Annotated in this window: 14 protein-coding genes and 1 tRNA gene; 13 read left to right on the top strand and 2 right to left on the bottom strand. The window is 40.2% G+C overall.

Translation table 11 applies throughout. The features are described from left to right. The first annotated feature begins 45 nt into the window (after positions 1–45). Positions 46–2,406, top strand: a complete 2,361-nt coding sequence (locus tag V7K21_RS27815; protein WP_335178947.1) for a hypothetical protein — start codon at positions 46–48, stop codon at positions 2,404–2,406. A 79-nt stretch (positions 2,407–2,485) separates the two neighbouring features. On the opposite strand, the gene V7K21_RS27810 is transcribed toward V7K21_RS27815, so the two are convergent. Beyond that, positions 2,486–2,677: a hypothetical protein gene (locus V7K21_RS27810; RefSeq protein WP_335178945.1), complete on the bottom strand. Its 192-nt coding sequence runs from the start codon at positions 2,675–2,677 to the stop codon at positions 2,486–2,488. 851 nt (positions 2,678–3,528) lie between these two features. Here V7K21_RS27810 and thrC point away from each other — a divergent pair. The 4 genes from thrC to V7K21_RS27790 all read left to right on the top strand — a co-directional run bounded on the left by thrC (position 3,529) and on the right by V7K21_RS27790 (position 5,953). Then, entirely contained in the window at positions 3,529–4,620 is a 1,092-nt protein-coding gene (gene thrC, locus V7K21_RS27805; RefSeq protein ID WP_334871235.1) for a threonine synthase, read from the top strand. Between the two features lie 34 nt (positions 4,621–4,654). Then, entirely contained in the window at positions 4,655–4,786 is a 132-nt protein-coding gene (locus tag V7K21_RS27800; RefSeq protein ID WP_335178943.1) for a hypothetical protein, read from the top strand. A gap of 29 nt (positions 4,787–4,815) precedes the next feature. Next, the gene (locus V7K21_RS27795; protein ID WP_273767557.1) at positions 4,816–5,406 is read left to right on the top strand and encodes a chromophore lyase CpcT/CpeT; all 591 of its coding nucleotides are present in this window, start codon (positions 4,816–4,818) and stop codon (positions 5,404–5,406) included. A gap of 476 nt (positions 5,407–5,882) precedes the next feature. Further along, positions 5,883–5,953: transfer RNA gene (locus tag V7K21_RS27790), tRNA-Cys, on the top strand. Positions 5,954–6,298: 345 nt separating this feature from the next. Here V7K21_RS27790 and V7K21_RS27785 read toward each other — a convergent pair. Next, positions 6,299–6,568 (bottom strand): hypothetical protein, encoded by a 270-nt coding sequence (locus V7K21_RS27785; RefSeq protein WP_335178941.1) that lies wholly within the window; start codon positions 6,566–6,568, stop codon positions 6,299–6,301. A gap of 262 nt (positions 6,569–6,830) precedes the next feature. On the opposite strand from V7K21_RS27785, the gene V7K21_RS27780 reads away from it, so the two are divergent. From V7K21_RS27780 to V7K21_RS27745, 8 genes are all read left to right on the top strand, one after another. After that, positions 6,831–7,412 (top strand): restriction endonuclease subunit S, encoded by a 582-nt coding sequence (locus V7K21_RS27780; protein WP_335178940.1) that lies wholly within the window; start codon positions 6,831–6,833, stop codon positions 7,410–7,412. A gap of 2 nt (positions 7,413–7,414) precedes the next feature. Further along, positions 7,415–8,827, top strand: coding sequence for an N-6 DNA methylase (locus V7K21_RS27775; RefSeq protein WP_335178938.1), 1,413 nt, complete (start codon positions 7,415–7,417; stop codon positions 8,825–8,827). Positions 8,828–9,515: 688 nt separating this feature from the next. Continuing rightward, positions 9,516–10,385: an inositol monophosphatase family protein gene (locus V7K21_RS27770; protein WP_335178936.1), complete on the top strand. Its 870-nt coding sequence runs from the start codon at positions 9,516–9,518 to the stop codon at positions 10,383–10,385. A 50-nt stretch (positions 10,386–10,435) separates the two neighbouring features. Further along, positions 10,436–11,413 (top strand): 2-dehydropantoate 2-reductase, encoded by a 978-nt coding sequence (locus tag V7K21_RS27765; RefSeq protein WP_335178934.1) that lies wholly within the window; start codon positions 10,436–10,438, stop codon positions 11,411–11,413. A 366-nt stretch (positions 11,414–11,779) separates the two neighbouring features. Further along, positions 11,780–12,973 carry a Fic family protein gene (locus V7K21_RS27760; RefSeq protein ID WP_335178932.1) on the top strand — a complete coding sequence of 398 codons (1,194 nt, stop codon included), beginning with the start codon at positions 11,780–11,782 and terminating at the stop codon, positions 12,971–12,973. Positions 12,974–13,010: 37 nt separating this feature from the next. After that, on the top strand, positions 13,011–14,501 hold the full coding sequence (locus tag V7K21_RS27755; protein WP_335178931.1) for an ABC transporter permease subunit: 1,491 nt from the start codon (positions 13,011–13,013) through the stop codon (positions 14,499–14,501). After that, positions 14,494–15,228, top strand: a complete 735-nt coding sequence (locus V7K21_RS27750) for an amino acid ABC transporter ATP-binding protein (RefSeq protein ID WP_335178929.1) — start codon at positions 14,494–14,496, stop codon at positions 15,226–15,228. The genes V7K21_RS27755 and V7K21_RS27750 overlap by 8 nt, the downstream gene beginning before the upstream one ends. A 647-nt stretch (positions 15,229–15,875) precedes the next feature. Then, a complete protein-coding gene (locus V7K21_RS27745; protein ID WP_335178927.1) occupies positions 15,876–16,535 on the top strand; it encodes a hypothetical protein in 660 nt (219 codons plus the stop codon). The last annotated feature ends 147 nt before the right edge of the window (positions 16,536–16,682 follow it).

Below are 16,682 nucleotides of genomic sequence, written 5' to 3'. Positions count from 1 at the left end.
CTAATGCCTAAAAATATCCACTGGATTGATTGATTGAAAACTAATATGGCAAACCGCTCACGCAAGCTGACGCCAAAAGCCTCTAAACTAAATAAACCTCATGCAAGTGCAATGAAACGCATCGCCAAAAAACCCCAGAAAAAGCTAAAACGGGGAAGTTGGTTGTTGTCAATGCTAGCGATCGCAATTCTGTTGAGTAGTACTAGTCTAATTATGGCTTTTGCCTGGATTAGCGTTCTCTTCATCTTCAATCCAGACCAGGTAAGCTGGCTAAATAAAATTTTACCCGCATGGGCACAAATCCCCCTTAGTAAGCACGAACACCCTCAAACTCTCAAACAAATTCAACTTAATTTGAGTAAAGAAAACAAAATATTTGGGGAAACTCTGCCTTTACATCAGGATGCGAAAAACTCATTTTTACTGCCAGTCTTTCAACAGCGTGCTAATTGTCAATCTGATTGTAAACAACTTGTGGAACTCAGGGTTTACCAGCGCTCAGAAGAGTTAGAGTTTAAATCTCAATCAGAAAATTACTACTACTTAGCAACTCAATTACCTGTAACTGGGCCAGAAGAATCCTTTGTAATTTCTTCCTTACTTGATGGGACATCAGAACCCCAAGATATCAGCATTCCCCTACCTTTAAGTAAAGTGCAGCGCTTTGACAGTGGGACACCATTATCAGGGGTTTGGTTTAATTTGCGGGGTCAACGCCAACAAGGAACTGGTGCTTTCGCCTACGGTGACATCGTATACTACAATCCAGAACGCACAAATTTACTACAAATGTTGTCTTGGACTAGTCCTAACGGACAATTGCCCAAATGGCAGCAGGTAACTGGTGATGGTACAAAAGAGTTAGTTGTTGATCAAACTATAGGTTTAGAACCTTACTTACAGGTTTACCAAGTCAAACCTCTGAAGTTATTCCTCAAACCAATTCAATTGGAGGCAATTACTCTCCAATCACCAGCCCTCAAGGATTCTGCATACCAAAATGCCTTGTCAATTGCCCGTAGTGGACTGTGGACACCAGCCTTTGAATGGTTGAAATTCATCAAAAAACAACGCAAAGGAGTTTTGCCAGAAGCGGCGCAAGCGCAAATGGATTTGATTCGCTTGCATTCCCAACTTACTAAAACCCAAGCTGATAAAAATTGGGCAAGTCCTAGTCAAGAAGTGCTAGCAGATTTGATTGATGGTCGTTGGGGGAAAGCTTTACAGGTGTTTGAAGCGTCGCCACATAATGCCCAAGAAATTGCTACCCTACTCAAAGCTGATAAAAAACGGTTGTGGAATCGCACAGCGGCGGCGTTGCGGGTAAACCCAAATAGACTAGAGGTGCAAGCTTGGTTCGCTTTGATTTTAGCAGTTCAGCAGGGAGAAGAACATGCTAATTCCTGGTTAAAGGCGCAACCAAAAATCACAAAAGATAATCTTGCCTATATTCAAGGTCTGTTAGCAAGACTCAATAATCAGGGTACAAAGTCGCAAATATCCTCTACTCACCCTAGTCAAATTGTCGGTACAGTGCAACCAATTACTCAAGTTACCAGCACCGAATGGCTGCAACCAAATTCCCCAGCAAACCTGAAACTCACAGGTAACCAAGTTTGGTATCAGGTGGAGGTGAGTGCTTTTCATGATGGGAAACGCTGGCTAAATTCCCCCTTTGAGAATTTGAACCCACCCAAAACTGACGCCGCCAAATTTTTCTGGAAAACTTTGGGAATCACTTCTGACCCTGAAATCCAGATTGTGGTCTGGTTGCCAAATGGAGAACAACAAATTACTATAGCCGCTATCAAAGCGGTGCAACTACGGGGTAAAGTTTTGTGCCTATTAGCTGCTGGCCCAAAAACTCCAGAAAATCAAAACAATGTTCTTCAACCCAAACCTTTAGCCTTAACAAATGCAGCACTGGAATGGGTGCAACCATCTCCAATAACTCTACAAGAACTGCATCAACAAAATTCTCAAGGGGTCAAGGTAATGTTGTCAAGTCTGTGGCAATCTTTACAAAAATCTGGTGAAGTTCCGGCTGGTGCTATTCCTAGCTTTGAACAGATGCAGGAAAAGTTGGGTGATTGGCCCGTTCAAGTGATTGATTTAACAAATAATGTTCGACCAGAAATAATACTGACTATCTCAGCAGCAGAAATCGCATCCTTGAATCAGCCTACATCTGGAATTCAGGGGGAAAACACAGAGCAACACCGTGACCGGACTATAATTTTGTCTGATCGCAATGAAGTCATTTACACTGATTTTACAGGAAATTACTTCCAAAGGCTCTCTGCGATCGCCAAGCTTTCAGGCGTGCAATCCTTAGCTTTATTAGTAGAAAATGCTCATAACTACAGTTTGAGACGCTGGTCAGAGAAAAATCAGCGCTTTGAATAGCACGCCTGTTACTCAAATTTACCCTTTCTCAAATTTAGATTAGAGAGGGGAAAAGCGATCGCTTTTCTACTAGACTGACTTATTCTTTTTGGTTATTGTCGGCTAGACGTTGGTGCTTCAGGTTTTCCAACTGCTGCAAAAGGGAGTCTACCTCTGCTTGTAAATGCATCAACTTAGCTTGCTGATCGTCTTGATAATAAGACTTGGTTAACTTACTGACCCAGTTAGTCTGAGACTCGCGATCGGAAACACTAGATAAACAAGTAGGCATCACTAATTAAATCCACAACTTAACTCACACCATTAGAAATATTATAATAATCCTCTTTTAAGCTTTATTACAATATTGTATATTTTCAATCAATTACTCTAATGGATTTTAGGTTCAATCATAAGAGACGGTGATCATAATGGCTGTGTTCCAAAGAAAACATTGCCCCAAGTATGCAAAGCTTCCATGCACTCGACGGTACTTAGCAATACTTAATTCATAACCTGTCAATTCAATTATGGTTGTATGAATTATTATCGCCGTTTTCTGGTAATTTACGTAATAAATTAGATGTGGATTGTATTAAGAATTGACCAAATTCTGAAAATATGTAAGGTGCAGTACTTGCCATACCCCTTCTCTTAAAGCTTGCTATACACAGCGTCCCGTTGCCGCAGCCTCTGTTAGAGAAGGCAAAAAGAAGCCTACTGCAAAGGAAAGGCAGCCTGTTATGTATTTTCCCCGGCAGTTGGAGCGAATAGCATGGGAAAATACACATAGACATGCTCGCGGAGCATCTCCCACATAGGAATAATAATTTCAGAGACTTCAAACGTAAGTCTCATACATTTGCCGATCATTTTTCACCCCGTCAGCATCCCCAAGCTAATTCGTTAAACCGAAAGTCGCCGTAGCGGTCTATGATAAACTGACATTCAAAATAAGATAAAAATGGCAAGTCAAACGCCTGCACCACAAAAAATAATATTTTACATATTCTCTTGGAATTAGAGGACTCTTAACTCTTAACTGGCAACGAAAAATTCACTTTCTTCCTCTTCCCCATTCTGCCCTTCCCTATGCCATCCTCTCTAAATATCCAATCCTTACATTAAGAAATATTAAATCCTGTGACTTTGAGCCTGTCTGTTGCTAAATCTCATCGCCAACCCTGGCCCGGACTGATAGAAGCCTATCGCGAATACTTGCCTGTCAGCGAAAAAACACCGATTGTGACTCTGTTGGAGGGAAACACACCCCTAATACCAGTGCCAGCGATCGCAGAACGTATTGGTCGACAAGTGCGGGTTTTTGTAAAATATGACGGTCTGAATCCCACCGGCAGCTTCAAAGACCGGGGGATGACTATGGCAATTTCCAAAGCCAAGGAAGCAGGGGCAAAAGCAGTAATTTGTGCCAGCACCGGCAATACCTCAGCCGCCGCCGCCGCTTACGCAAGGCGTGGGGGCATGAATACCTTCGTACTAATTCCCGACGGTTATGTGGCGTTGGGCAAGTTAGCCCAAGCATTAGTGTACGGTGCAGAAGTATTGGCAATTAAAGGTAATTTTGACCAAGCCCTAGAAATTGTCCGCGAGATGGCCGAAAGCTATCCAGTGACTTTGGTAAATTCGGTCAATCCTTACCGTCTAGAAGGGCAGAAAACAGCAGCCTTTGAAATTGTCGATGTGCTGGGTGATGCGCCAGACTGGCTGTGTATCCCCGTGGGCAATGCAGGAAATATAACAGCATATTGGATGGGATTTTGTCAATATCATCAAGATGGGAAGTGCGATCGCCTACCCCGGATGATGGGATTCCAAGCCGCAGGTGCAGCCCCCTTGGTACACGGTCAGCCAGTGGCAGATCCTGAAACCCTAGCCACAGCAATTCGCATTGGCAACCCTGCTAGTTGGGAGTTAGCTGTTGCAGCGCAAACCGCAAGTCAGGGAAATTTTCACGCTGTTACCGATGCAGAAATTCTCGACGCTTATCGACTTTTGGCAGGATCAGAAGGCATCTTCTGCGAACCTGCTAGCGCCGCTTCTGTAGCCGGGTTGTTGCAGGTGAAAGACCAAATTCCAACAGGGGCGACAGTGGTTTGTGTCCTCACAGGGAATGGTCTAAAAGACCCAGATACAGCCATTAAACACAATCACAGTCAATTTAAACAGGGTATTGCAGCAAAACTGGGCGCAGTAGCGGAGGCAATGGGATTTTAAGCACTCTGGAACTAAAAGCGATCGTAATATCTAATTGAAAAATTGCCTATACAAAGCTTACCGTACCCTTCCCTACGGGATACCATTGCTAGGCCTAGCGGACGCACCAGAAGCGATCGCAGCCAGGATTTTTCAGTCTGGTAAGTGTCAAAATAATCTTAGATAATTTTTAAGCAACTACTTGATCATCTTGTAATGACTCATTCTACTGATATCGCCACCTTAGCCCGCTTGATGGCAGCTGACTTTAGCAATCAAGAACAAGCTTTTGAAAATCCGCCTTTTTATGCCCACATTCGCGTGTGTATCCGTCCCCTTCCCTTGGAATTGTTCTCAGGGGTAAGTTTGTTTCTCGAACAAGCTTACGATTTTATGCTCAATCAACCCTACCGGATGCGGGTAATGAAGTTGATTCCGGCAGAAAACCACATTGTTATTGAACACTACACTGTTAAAGAAGAACAAAAATTTTATGGCGCATCTCGTGACCCGGAACGTTTAAAAGTTTTATCCCTTGACCAATTGGAAAAAATGTCAGGTTGCAACATGGTTGTAGAGTGGACAGGTCATAGCTTCAAAGGCAGGGTTGAACCTGGTAAAGGCTGCATTGTAGTTCGTGACGGGAAAAATACTTATCTGGATAACGAATTTGAGATTGACGCTAAAGAATTTTTTAGCCTCGACCGGGGAAGGGATTTAGACACTGATGAACGTCTGTGGGGTTCTATCGCCGGGCCATTTCACTTTGTTCGCTGGGGTAATTTTGCCGATGAAGTGAAGGTGTAACAAGTGACCTTGAGGAGTGAATTAAAACTTATAACTCATTTGTTGTTGGTATAAGGTAGGAGGAAAGAGGATTTTAGCCTAGTCAATATACACATAGTTTGGTTTTATTTGCTGATAGCTATTTGTGTATATTATGTATCGGCTATGACATATTAATGCTATTAAGGGAAGCTCAGGAAGAACTCGAAAACAACCCAGGATATTACAAATAACCTTGGTGATTTGTTTTTATGGATAAATAAATATACATCATCATAAATCCAGGCAGACTCCAGAGCTTCCATTAATCTGCTAAGGGTTGTTGTGCTATGGTCAACCTCCTTAGCGATCGCCTAAAGACTACCAGAAACATCCAGTTAACCCACTATCTCTACCTCAGAATCCTATGCTATTATGGGTTAACTAGCGCCCTATGGCTACTGAATGGCTACTAAGATGGCTTAGGAACATTAAAGTAGTTTAGGGAATCCTGCTATGGCGGCATAGCCAAGTGGTAAGGCAGAGGTCTGCAAAACCTCCACCCCCGGTTCAAATCCGGGTGCCGCCTTTAAAAAATTTAGCTTGGAGTTAGCGCGTAACTCATCCGCTGCTTCCCATAAACGTTTCTCTAGGTCAGTAGTGTTAGCAGCCATAGTCAGACATCAGATTACCAAATATACTCATCATAGGATAGTTTGTGTATTATTTACCACTCTGTGAGCTACCAAATTGAGCAGAAACCAGCAAGATGATGGCACCTTAGACAGAAAATGGGCGATCGCCTTTTTTGATTTCAGGCAGAATATGTTCTGTGCGATCGCACTAAGGAGAAATACCAGAGTATGATCTGCGATCGCAGGATAGAAAAAATGCCAGAGTAGGATCTGCGATCGCTATTTCAGTAATGACCCTTTTATTGGTCAGGTGGTCTGTTACAGCTTCCTTTTATAAGTTGTAACTCAAAAGGATGAAGTTGGACGCGCAGCTCCGCACAGTTGGATATTACCAACACTCCCAAAGCCGAGAAGTATATAGTTAAACAAATCACAGAACCAATAACGCTTGCATTAATAATAGGTTTTGGAAATTTTTTCCAAGAGGGTTCTTTTAAGGTTGTTCTTTTTGCCTTCATTGGTTTAACTTGGGATTGGGCTTGAATATTTGATGGAGCTTTCGATTTCATAATTTGTCAGTCCCTTGTATATTTTTGAACTTGAGAGCCAGTCTGGGAGCCTGAGAAACACCAGACTGACTCTGCTTTTTTATCTAGCATTGGGATATATGTGGGAGAAACCTAGAAGTTGTACTAAGGGACTTGTTTTTGGAAGATACACTTAGGATATACACGTTTTGCAATAACCATCCTTATAGCGTTAATTTGTGATAACTTAGGTTATAGCACAGCTTATTCGTGCTGTATAGATATAATTTGTATGCTTTAGCCTATGGCACCTCAATTCATCCAACTCAAAGAATTGGGTCACATTTCCCAAGGAATTACCCCTAGTCGTTATGCAAACGATCAGGGGGAAACTTACCGTGTTGTTAGTGTTAGCGATCTTGAACAACTGTATGTAGAAGATGTCCAAGGACAGACTCAACTTGCTGTACCCGATATTCAACGGTACGAGCTACTCGAAAATGATGTGGTAATAGCGATTCGAGGGACAATTCTTAAATCTTCAGTGGTGACAGCATCTCTACAAGGAAATGTCTCCAACCAAAATACAGTGTTTTTTCGCTCTAAGTGTAAGGAAGTTAACCCCTTATACTTAGCTGTGCTGCTGCGCTCAGAATATTTTGAGAAATTGCCATCCTTTAGAGAAAGACAATCTACTACTACCTTACCAGCTATAAGAGTTACAGACCTTCGTAACTTAGAAATCCCGTTACCTGATTTGCACACTCAAGATCAGATAGCTCAACTTTTTCTATCTATTGAGCAGGCTAAAAAGATCACATTATTAGCTATTGAAACTCGTTACAGACTATCCAAAGTTGCTCTTTTTAAAGCATTAGAGATGTAAAGATGATTGATAAAGTCAAGATAGAATATACACTTTGGCAAGTCATGGATGTTTTGCGTGGAAAGTATGCTTTCGGTGAAAGTGTAGACTGTGGGCTAAAGTTGCTCCTCTTTAAGAGGTTGTCAGATCAATCGCGTATGGAAAAAAGAACACAATTTTCTGTTCCTAGAGAAGCACGCTGGTCTGTTATAGAAGGAGAGGGGCATAATCTTGCTGACAAACTCAGTGAAGCTTTAACTGCTATAGAGAAAGTTAACTACCAGCTAGAAGGAGTTTTTACTAATTCAGAGATTAACTTCTGGAATAGGTTTGACGATGAAACACTACGACATATAATCAAGCTTATTTCTGAGTTAGATATTAGTGATGAAAATTTTGATGATTTGAGTGAACTAGGTAAAGCATCTGAAGAATTAATTGAAAAAAGAGCATCTATTGAAGGATATAGAAGAAGAATCTATACTCCACAACAAGTTACTAAGGTAATGGTTGAACTAATGAACCCGCAACAAGAAAAAAGTATTTATGATCCTGTTTGTGGTTCTGGTGAATTTCTAGCTGAATCTGTAAAATTCATTAAGAAGCTTGGAGGAAATTTATCCCAACTGAACCTATATGGTCAGGATGCCGATAGTCAAGAATGTGCAACTACTAAAATCAATTTAACACTTCATGGAATTTATAACTTTGATATTCGCGTAGGCAATGCTATCTCGGAACCTTGTTTTCTCGAAGAGGGTAAGCCAAGAGTATTTGATATAGTACTAGCCAATCCACCTTTTAATATTAAATACCAATCAGAATTATTAAAAAAAATTAATTATCCTAAAAGATTTGATTACGGAATTCCTCGTAACGGTGTTGGAAATTATTTGTTTATACAGCATATTCTCTCTTCTCTTGGAGACAAAGGAAAAGCAGCTGTAATACTACCTCGTGGAGTTCTTTCTCGTGAGGGAGATGAAGGACAAATCCGCAAAAGTATAATTGAAGCTGACTTGATTGAAGCGGTTATTGAAATTGCTCCGAAGCTCTTTGATAATGTTTCAATCCCTGTTGTGATTATAATCTTCAATCGGAGCAAATCTCACAAAAATCAAATTTTATTTATTGATGCAAGCTGTGAATATGAAGCTGGAAGAGGAAAAAATTTTTTGCACCCTGAGCATATTGATCATATTGTCTGTACATATCGCAGCTTAAAAGATAAAGACGGATTTGCGAGGCTAACACACCTTGAAGAAATAGCTGAGAACAAATATAACCTCAGCGTTAATCGTTACGTCACTCCTCCTGCTGATGAAAAAATTGACATTCCCTCTGAAGTTAGTAACCTTCATCGCTTAGAAGCTGAACGCTCTGAACTTGAAAGGAAAATAGACGGCTACTTACAAGCTTTAGGAATCAAACTTTAAACTAGGCATCAGCGTGGTCGAGTAGCAACATAGAGAAATACAAAAATATAATCTGCGATTGCAGTTTCCTAGTTAGCGATTAAATATCAAGCATTCCCAGGTTATATTGCAAGTTTTTTAGCTCAATTTCAATACATCATCCAGTTTTAGGGGAATGAAAACTGCGATCATTTATTCCTGGCTCGTACTCGCTCTCCAATCCGATATGGGTCGGAGGTGGAGCGTCTCCGGCTCCGCACATTAATGCATCGAAAATTATATGTGTCCCTCTACCAAAATGACTAATCTCACTTTGGGAAATGCTGCTCTTATCGCCTGTTCGATTGAAGCAGCTGGGATAGCTGTCTCTATTGCTTTGAATATCTCAGTAATTCGTATCTTGTGACACACCAATGACAATTCCTTGAGATGCACTGTATTTGATTTCTATTTTTGGAAACAATACTTAATTTACAACTATTTCAGCCTTAACTAAACCGTATTAGGATACAGGATTCAGAGTAAACACTCTAAATGAGGTGCGTACCTTCTGATAAAAATGGCGATGTCTCTATAGGCTCTTTGAGACACACAGATTAGAATAATATAGCAACGGTGGTATCATTGCATCCAAATGATACCGTAATTTTGTCTAGATATAGAATTCTATCGCCCTGCGGTAGATTATTTCTGAAAGGAGTTTGCTGCAATGTCCACAACACCAACTACCCGACTAATTTTGGAGACTTTACTTCCCCATCTCAAAGTAGCAGCAGCTTATGCCAATTTTCTTCAACCAAAAATTGCTGCACTTCCGGCTAAAGAACAAAGCAAAAACTTTTTTGCTGCTGCCCTTACTGATGCAGATGTGGCTATTCAAAATCTAATAGAAGTAGTATTACTGGCCACTTTTCCAGAGATTCGCTTTTTTGGGGAAGAGTATGAAAGTTCTAACAACACCAAGTATTTTCGCGCTACCGAACTAGGTTCAGAAGGTGATTACTTAGTCACACTCGACCCGATTGATGGCACGAAGTTTTATATGGATGGACATTCTAATTACCAAATTATTCTCAGTATTCTAAATTCGGATGACTTTGAAGCAGTACTCGCTATTTCCCCTGCCGAAAATGTTTATTTTTACGCTTTTAGAGGCGAAGGTGCTTTTAAAGGGACGCTGGAGATGAACTTAGAAGCCTGTGCCCCATTACACATAACATCTGCCAAACCTTCTATTTTGTTGGGATGGGGAATGAATTCTGTCGCACCTTTCCTAAAAGATCAATATAAAGTAATCGATATAGCGATTGATTACTCTAGTGATATTCAAATTCCCAATCTCAATGGTATTCTCAGTGGCGACTTGAGTGGAGCAGTCATCAAATCGGGCAAATTTATTGATAGTGCTGCACTCGCTTTTATTGCGAAAGAGGCTGGCTGGATTGTAACTACTCTAGACGGTTCTACTTTACCGCCACTGCATACTTGTCAAAACTATAGCCTGCCTGGATTGATAGTAGCTGCCTCAAAATCTGTTCATCAAGACCTGCTGAAAGCGATGCAAAGCGTAGCTGTTTGATGTAAAAGCAACTAGATACCGTCTTCCACGACTCATATTCTTTTGACAAAATGAAAATCTGTATTGTTGGCGCGGGTGCGATTGGTGGATATTTAGGGGCGAAACTGGCACTAGCAGGTGAAGAGGTGACGCTAATCGCTCGTGGTTATCATTTGGAGGCGATTCAAAAAAATGGGCTGAAGTTGTTCATGGCAGACGGTTTTAGCCAAATTGCCACTCCGATGGCAACTAGTGATATTCAGTCAGCGGGGCCACAAGATGTAGTAATTTTAACTGTTAAAGCTCACAGTGTAGCTGCGATCGCACCCTCTCTCCCGGCACTCTACAATCCTCATACAATGGTGGTAACAGCCCAAAATGGCGTTCCTTGGTGGTACTTCTACAAGCATGGCGGTGACTATGAAGGTACGCGGATTCAATCTGTTGATCCAGATGGGATTATTGAAGCTAGTATCACTGCTGACCGCGCTATCGGTTGTGTTGTTTACCCAGCAACTGAGATAATTGAACCAGGTGTGATCAAACATATTGAAGGCGATCGCTTTACTCTGGGTGAAATCGACGGCACTAAAACAGAACGCATCCAATTATTGGCACAAACTCTCAAACAGGCAGGATTCAAAGCACCAATCCGCAATCAAATTCGCACGGAAATTTGGATCAAATTGTGGGGTAATGTCGCGTTTAATCCCATCAGTGCCCTGACTGGTGCTACTGTAGAGGATATTTGCCGCTATCCCCTCACCCGTGAACTAGCGCGACAAATGATGAGTGAAACTCAAGCGATCGCCCAAAAGTTGGGTATAAAGTTTGGCATTACTTTAGAACAGCGAATTAATGGGGCAGAAAATGTTGGTGCCCACAAAACCTCAATGTTACAAGATATTGAAACTGGACGCTCCACGGAGATAGACGCGATTGTTGGCGCGGTGGCAGAATTGGGAAAACTCACTCAAATTTCCACACCTTATATTGATGCGATCTATGCCAGCGTCAAGCTGCTGGAGGCGACTAAATTAAAAGTTTAATTTGACTTTCCTTGACTTTTGATAGCATCTGGAAAGTAGCGGAAAGTTAGTTAATGAAAAAATGAAGTAGGGATGGGATATTTTGTATTCTATCCCTATTTAGGTTTAACTTTCTTCGATTTCTAACAGATTTAAAACTAAAACAAATGGAACATGGAAGCGAAACTAATGTTTTATTTACTACAATAATTACTGATATTTACATAAGTATAGCAAATCTATAGCAAGTGTTTTGACCGATCAGGGAACTAAAACAAAAGGAACATGCAGTTTACTTGCTGTTTGTTTAAAGATATAAGGTTTTTAATTATATCATGTAAAAATATAAAAAAACTCTTATTGCTGATACTAAGGGTATTTGATAACATGGATGAAAAATTGTCTCTTGTGAATGAAATCGATAATATGATTGATACCGGTAGAGCAGGTAGATACATAGAACAGCTTACTGGATACAAAGCTTTTATACCTAATCCTTTACCGCCTATACCCAAATTATGCATTGATGATGAAATGTTAGAACTTTTATCACAAGCAGATAGAGCATTAGGTCGTTTAGATGGATCAACAGACGCTTTACCTAATCCCGACTTATTCGTGTTTATGTATGTTCGTAAAGAGGCAGTGTTGTCAAGTCAGATAGAAGGAACACAAGCTTCTTTAATAGATGTCCTTGAGTTTGAATCGCGTACAGTGGAACCAGACAACCCGCAAGATGTAACCGAAGTTGTCAACTATATTGCAGCAATTAATCACGGACTCGAAAGATTAGAGAATAATTTTCCTTTATCATTGCGATTGATCCGTGAAATTCATAAAGAATTATTGAGAGAAGGTCGAGGTTCTGAAAAGGGTTCAGGAGAATTTCGCCGCAGCCAAAATTGGATTGGTAAGGGAAGATGTAATTTAAAGGAAGCTACTTATGTTCCACCTCCACCCCATGATATGCAAGAAGCTTTAAGTAATTTTGAGAAGTTTTTACATGACTCTGCTCCAATGCCAGCTTTAATTAAAATTGGATTAGCTCATGCTCAGTTTGAGACAATTCACCCTTTTGAAGACGGTAATGGAAGAACAGGACGCTTACTAATTACTCTCTTATTATGTGAAAAAAATATATTAAAACGTCCCCTACTGTATATATCTTATTACTTCAAAAAATACAGATTGCAATATTACGATCATCTCCAATCTATCAGGGATAATGGTGACTGGGAAAGCTGGCTTAAGTTTTTTTTAAAAGGTGTATATGAAGTTTCCCAGGAAGCATTTACTGTTGCTCGTCAAATAGTTAATTTAAAAGAAGATCATCGTAAAACAGTAATGGAACAAATGGGAAATCGTAAGGCAGGGAATGCTATAGCATTACTCGAAAAACTCTATTATAAGCCAGTTTTTAATATAGAAATGGCTCAAGAATTTACCCAATTATCATACACTAACGCTAACATTCTAGTCAGAGAATTATGTAATATAGGAATCGTGGAAGAAATTACTGGAAATAAACGTAACCGAGCTTTTATTTATGAACCATACCTATCTATTTTCAAGGAGTCTTAATTCTTTGGCTAGCTGAAGTTATATAATTATCAAGTCCATGAAGAAAAAGAAAGTATGGCTATTAAGGATACTGGTTGTATCAATAGTAGTAATCAGCATTATCACAGGACATAGCAATTCTCTAAAAGCTGTCTCATCTTTAGGTAAAGACACACTGACGATGATTACTTCCCCAGATTATCCCCCTTATGAGTTTTATGGTACTCAAGGAGGCGATCGCCAAATCGTTGGCTTTGATATAGATATTGCCAAAACCCTTGCTGAAAAGCTAGGGTTTAAACTTCAAATAATGGAATCCGATTTTAATGGATTAATTCCTGCACTCCAAGCAAATCGCGCTGACTTTGTAATGGCTGGAATGACTCCAACTCCAGAACGTCAGAAAAATATTGATTTTTCAATTATTTATTACGAAGCTAAAGATACGATTGTCGCACCTAAAGGTAGCAACCTGAAGCAGCCCCAAGACTTATCAGGAAAAAAGGTTGGGGTACAACTAGGAACGATACAAGAACAGAATGCCCAGAAAATTGCGAAAAAAGTTGCGGGTATTCAGCTAAAGCAACTCAACAAAGTGCCGGAAGTAGTTCAGGAAATCAAATCTGGGCGAATTGATGCAGCAATTGTTGAGGATACAGTCGCCAAGGGATTCGCCCAAGCTAACCCAGATTTAGAATTTAATATAATTCCCTCAGAGGAGGCAAGTGGATCAGCGATCGCTTTTCCCAAAGGTTCTTCTTTTGTAGAACCATTTAACAAAGTCCTTCAACAAATGAAGGACGATGGCACATTGAATAAACTTGTAGCCAAGTGGTTTTCACAGAACACTACCGCCAATCCTGCATCCTCAACTCCTGCCAAAGGCGGATTGAATCTCGACTTCACCAGAATTCTTCCAGACATTCCCTTTATTCTTCGGGGAATCCCTTTAACTTTGTTGTTTACGTTATTATCTGTATCTTTGGGATTAATCTGGGGAACAATCCTATCTCTATTAAAAATTCTCGGCATCAAGCCCCTTACCTGGGTTGCTAACGCCTACACCTCTGTTTTTCGAGGCACACCTTTGTTATTACAGTTGGCGTTGCTTTATTACGCAACACCCCAGCTTACAGGCTATGACATTTCAGCATTGCAGGCAGGGGTGTTAACTTTTACCCTGAATTCTGGTGCTTATATGTCGGAAACCATCAGGGGTGGGATTCAAGCAGTAGATAAAGGGCAAAGTGAAGCGGCGATGTCTATGGGTGTTCCATATTGGTTGATGATGTGGGATGTGATTTTGCCTCAAGCATTGAAGAACATTCTGCCAGCATTGGTGAATGAAACTATCGGATTGCTCAAAGATTCTGCGCTGGTATCAACGATTGGAGTGGTGGAAATATTACGCAGCGCCCAAATCGTTGGTGCAAACAAGTATATTTATTTTGAACCACTGCTATTTGCAGGATTAATCTACTATGTTTTGGTAATGGGTATGACCTTGGGTGCATCCGCTTTAGAAAGGAGGTTACGGCAAAGTGAATAATGTAGTAATTCGCACGGAATTCTTATCTAAATCCTTTGGCAAACTCGACGTACTCAAAGATATTTCCGCTGAGTTTTACCAAGGGGAAGTGGTTGCGATACTAGGCCCTTCTGGTTCAGGGAAGTCTACCTTTCTGCGATGTATAAACTTACTAGAACAACCCACTAGAGGAAGAATCTACTTTCACGACCAAGAAATTACCAAACCCAAAGCAAACATTGCAAAGGTACGCCAGCATTTGGTGATGGTATTTCAACATTTTAATTTGTTTCCTCACATGAGTGTGCTGCAAAATGTCACCTACGCACCCATAAAGGTGAAAGGAATAAACAAGCAAAAAGCAGAACAACATGGCTTAGAATTGCTTGCTAAGGTAGGTTTAGAATCAAAAGTGTCTGTGTATCCATCTAAACTATCTGGGGGACAAAAACAGCGAGTAGCGATCGCCCGTGCATTGGCAATGCAACCAGAGATGATTTTGTTTGATGAACCCACCTCTGCGCTAGATCCAGAAATGGTTAAGGATGTGCTGGAAGTGATGAAAGCTTTAGCGCTATCTGGAATGACAATGGCGATCGTTACCCATGAAATGGGGTTTGCAAGAGAAGTTGCCAATCGGATTATGTTCCTCGACCAAGGAAGTTTAGCAGAAGATACTACTCCTGGCGAATTTTTCCAAAATCCTAAGTGCGATCGCGCTAAACAATTCTTGGAAAAAATGCTTTAGAAGAATTTAGGACTTACGCACTGTACAAATTAACCATAATATGTTTTATGCAAAATGAACGTTTCAAACGCTGAACACAACCCTGATTTGGTCGCAGATTGACTGTGTTGGGTGTTAGATATGGTTCAAAAGCCCAAATCCCGTATAGTACATATATATGATGCGTAAGTCCTAGAATTGAAATTAGCCACTTTTATTGTGTAACTGAAACTTTTTAATTCCCAAAAATCATGTTTTTAACATACAAGTATTGTGTTATTACAAAATAAAGGTTTTGGGAATTTTTATTAGTACATTGCTCGACTTCTTTATCAAAAATTTATATAAAATATTTATGTGATTATGGTAAGTTTTTTTTAGTGGTTCTTACCAAGCCAATAGTAAGGATAAAAGAACATATTTGTATTGAGCTTACAGATTTTTCAAATTTATTCTGTCACTTTAACTTTTCAAACGATTAGAGGAAGCTTGCGTCACTACTTATCTAAGGATTGCTAATCAAGTTTGTTAAGGTTCATAACCGATACTACGATAAATTCAGAAATCAAAAGCCCTAGATTTTGACTCCTGGATTTAACGAAAGAATAGGTATTCGGGAGAATTTTTGCAAAATCGCGTTTATTCATTCAATAATTCAAGGTTTATTCATGAAACTTCAAATATTTCCTGTATTGCTTGCAATGGTGACTTGTTCATCCATTCCCTTTGTGTTTGCAGTTTCATCCGCTCAGGCTGCTGATTTCGCATTCAGCGCGAATTTTACTAATGGATATTCAGCCGAAGGTTCGTTTACAACTAAAACTAATGCTCCGGCTTCTTTCTCAGAAATTAGTCCAGGGTATAGTCCATTTTCAACTCGATTTTTGGAATCTCAGTCGCTATCCATTTTCGACTCCACCAATACACTTCTTCAAAGTGGTAGTTCGGTTATAAACGGCATTTCAAATGACAAGTATTTACGTTTGGATTACGATAACTCTCTAACTCCTAACCTTCCAGTATTAGATATTAGCACCGAGACACCTAGTCAGAATCCGTACTATTTCATCTCCAATAGCGTTGATCCCAGTGGTAACATTGTTGCAGATGGTAGCACTAATTACAACCTATTTTTGTATGACAGAATTGCTGAAAATATTACTTTCTTAGGTGACACAACTAGCATTAAGGCAATATCCGTCCCTGAATCTTCTTCAGTAATCAGTTCGCTAGCAGTTGCTGCTTTTGGTTTTGGTTTTGCTTTTAAACGGAAGTTGAATAACAGGACTGCATCAAACTGTCCCCCAACCAATGTTGCTGTTATCTAGTCAGTCGTAAATCGTTCTGAACCCACCAAACCCAAATATGAGTATCAAGTACAATCATACGCCTTATGTGAGTGAGAAGGGGTAGCAAAAAAGAAAGGGAAACCACAAGATAAAGGTAACGAAACCAAAGCTTGAGGTCTCCCAATG

The sequence above is a fragment of the Nostoc sp. genome (assembly GCF_036919595.1).
Taxonomy (GTDB): Bacteria; Cyanobacteriota; Cyanobacteriia; order Cyanobacteriales; family Nostocaceae; genus Nostoc.
This window is presented reverse-complemented; position numbering and strand designations above follow the sequence as displayed.